We start from the raw sequence: 3,227 nt of genomic DNA, 5'->3' as shown, positions 1-3,227 counted from the left end.
CCTCCTCCTCCCCTTCGCCACCGGCCGTGGGCCGGCCGTAGGGCCCTACAGCTGGCTGAGGATCGTCGGGTCCGTGATCCTCGCGTCGTCGGCCAGCAGCACCGCCTTGCTGAGGATCACCGCCGTCATGCGGTCACCCTCGAAGGGCAGGTAACCGGCCTGCGGCGCGGCCGGGTCGGCCTTGGGGACGATGCACAGGTACTGGTCGTTCGGCGTCATCAGGATGTTCCCCGAGCCGAGGTGGATCTTGTACGTGCGGCGCGAGCCCGTCACGTGGAGGAAGCGGCCCTCGACGGTGCAGCGGTCGGCGATCGCCAGCCGGGGGACCAGCCGCTCCAGCAGCACCCGGCGGGTCTCCGCGCTCTGGCTCAGCTCGCCGAAGCCGTACGAGGTCCAGTACTCCTGGTAGCGGCCCTCGGGCCCGCCGTCCTGCCAGGTCGGGTCGTTGCCGACGCTGGCCACGCCCACGAACAGGTCGACGTCGCGCAGGACTTCGGACAGGACGAGCGGCGGGACGTCGGCGATCGACAGCGGCTCCACCGGCGCGGCGCCGCCGGACGGCCGCATCCGGTAGTCGCTGCCGTAGCAGGCCGCCCAGTTCTGCGGGGCGTCGATCGGGTAGAAGCGGACCTGGTCGGTGCTCAGCCGCAGGAAGCTGCCGGAGTCGGTGGTGTCGGCGCCGAAGGCGTGACCCTCCCCGTGGACCCAGTACTCGGCGCGCAGCCCCCACTGCGGCAGCTCCCGGGTGGCCGGCGGGGCCGAGTCGTCGACCATCAGCCGCAGCTTGTTGCGCCAACCCCGGACGGCCGCGAGGGAGCTGAACTGGTGCTGGCGCAGGACGTGCCCGGCGAACCGGTTGGAGTACGTGCCCGTCGCCCGCTCGGCGTCGGTCAGCAAGTACACCTCGCGGTGCGCCTGCTTGAACGGCTGGGTGATCGCGTGCCGCTCCAGCCAGTCGCGCCAGGCCACGATCTCGGCGGACCCGCACCCCACCGGATGCCAGAGCCGGACCTCGCCGCCCTCCCGCACCGGGTCGTCGGTGAGCGTGCGCAGCTCGCCGTCGGCGAACCCGACGGCCGTCCCGTCCACCGTCCACAGCAGCCGCCGCGCCAGCGTCCCCACCAGCGGGTGGTCGAGGACCCGCTCGCGCCAACCGGCGTACGGCCAGACGCGGTCGGCGAGGAACTGGCGGTCCAGGCGCTCGCTCTGCGCGGAGAGCATCTTGTCGGCGTCCTTGACCGCCGCCTTCAGCTCCTTGAGCTCCTCGGCGTGATCGCGCTTGACGGCGGCCGGCACGCTCTTCACGACCTTGCCCGCCGAACTGCGCCATCCCAGTGCGGCCTTGACGCCCCGGACCTCCACCACCGCCGTGAAGTCGCCCAGTTGTCGCTCCGTGCGCCCGACCTCGGTCAACCCGTAGTCGGAGACGGCGAGTTCCTCCATCTCCTCGCGGGAGAGACCGAGCTCCTCGGCCCGCTGCTCCAGCACGGACTCGATCAGCCTGAGCACGGGCTTGTACGTCACCCGGGTGGCCAGCCGGGCGAGTTCGGCGAGAACCGGCTCCCCGTCGAGTCGCGCGAGCGCGCCCACGGCGGCGTTGGCGGTCTTCGGACTGCGCGGGCCGAGCCCGGACGCCTTCCGGAGCGAACTCTCGACCAGCGCCCCGAGCGCCCGCACGGCGTCCGGGTGGGCGGGCAGCATCCCGAGCACCCACGTCAGCCCGCGCAGGGCGTTGGCGTTGTACGGGTCGAACGCGGCGTTGACGTCGGGCTCCCACTCCTGGTGCTCCAGCTCGAACGTCCGCCGCCCGACCAGCGCGAGCCAGGGCACCACGATGGCCCGCACCCGCTCCGCGCCCAGCTGCTCGACCAGCGCGCCCGCCTGCCGCTCCCACGCCCGGGTGGGCCTGGCGGCCGTGGCGGTGGTCGCGTGCCGCAGCAGGGCCTGCAGCACGGGCACGTCCTCGGCCTCCCGCATCGCCCGCTCGGTCCACTCCTCGCCGACGTTGAGGACGGGTTCGGTGAGCTGCCGCGCGAGCGCGCGGAGCCTGTCGTCACCGTAGGCGTCCATCGCCGAACGCCGGAGGGTGGCCACGACCTCGGGGGCGAACGGACGGCCGTCCTCGAACTCGGCCTCGGCGAGGGTGAGGTAGCGCTTCCCGAACCACAGGCTGTGCTGTCGGCCGACCTCGCCGAGCACCTTCCCGCGCTCCGCCGACCACTTGCCGGGCCGACCGGGCAGGGTCCGCTCGATGACGGCGACCAGGCCCAGCACATTGCCGCGGGCCACGCCCGTCCCCTCCGCGGGAAGGCGCGCCGCCAGGGCGTCGGTGAGCGCGCCCCTGGCCTCCGGCGGCATCCTGCGCACCTCGGCGAGCACGGCGTCCCACACACCGGACCACGTCTCGTCGTCACTCGCCGCCAGCTCCACCAGCCCGTCGGCGATCCCCTCCAGCTCCGCCGGCGCGACCGCGCGCCGCCGGAGCAACTCCATGATCTCGTGGAACTGCACCGTCCTCAGCCCCCCACCAACGGCACGAGCTTCAGGAACGTCACCTCGGTGCCGAGCACCAGCTCGACCTCCTCCTCCGGGTCGGCGACCTGCCGGTCCCCCACCAGCACGAGGAAGCCGTTGCCCGCGAACGCCGCGAGCGCCAGCTCCGTCTGCGCCTCGGGGTCGATCCGCCGAGGCGTGCGCAGCGCGTACCCGTTCAGCACCCGCTCCGCGTCCTGCGGCTGCACCAGCCCGCGGAACACCTCCGGCGTCCGCGCGTTGTACTCCGCGACCTCCTGGAAGACCCTGCGCCGGATCAGCTCACCCACGGTGAGCCGCTCCTCCGCGACCTCCAGCCCCCACCCGTCGCTCCGGTGCCCCGCCGTCGTCTCGTCGACGAACGTCACGATTCCCATGCCATGGACAGTACGGCCCCCCGGTGACATCGCCACCGCCGGAGCCCCCGAGGCCCGGACCGTCCACGGTCAAGATCCATCGCGTCACGGATCCGTCCCAGCGGACGCCGGCCCCGCCGGGCCCGCACCGGGCACCGCGAACCGGCGTCCTGCCAGGCCCGACGGGCCCGAACCGGGCAGCGGCGCGCCCCGCGCCCGCCCCTCCGTGTCACAGCACTGTCCTGGTGGCCGGCCCGACGGAACGGCCCGACCGGCCGCGCGGTCCTCCTCACCAGAACCACCCACCCGCACCCGGCCGTCGCCACCCGAACCCGAGGA

Annotated in this window: 2 protein-coding genes; both read right to left on the bottom strand. The window is 73.7% G+C overall.

The window, feature by feature from the left end:
• Positions 1-45: 45 nt before the first annotated feature.
• Positions 46-2,511 carry a DUF4132 domain-containing protein gene (locus J0670_RS33855; RefSeq protein ID WP_307806811.1) on the bottom strand — a complete coding sequence of 822 codons (2,466 nt, stop codon included), beginning with the start codon at positions 2,509-2,511 and terminating at the stop codon, positions 46-48.
• 5 nt (positions 2,512-2,516) lie between these two features.
• Entirely contained in the window at positions 2,517-2,909 is a 393-nt protein-coding gene (locus tag J0670_RS33850) for a hypothetical protein (protein ID WP_207816146.1), read from the bottom strand.
• Positions 2,910-3,227 lie beyond the last annotated feature (318 nt).

This window comes from Streptomyces sp. FH025, from assembly GCF_017427025.1.
Taxonomy (GTDB): domain Bacteria; phylum Actinomycetota; class Actinomycetes; order Streptomycetales; family Streptomycetaceae; genus Kitasatospora.
This window is presented reverse-complemented; position numbering and strand designations above follow the sequence as displayed.

Coding starts and splice junctions, on each gene's coding strand:
- J0670_RS33850 (WP_207816146.1), bottom strand. CDS start 2,909: ATGGGAATCGTGACGTTCGTCGACGAGACGACGGCGGGGCACCGGAGC.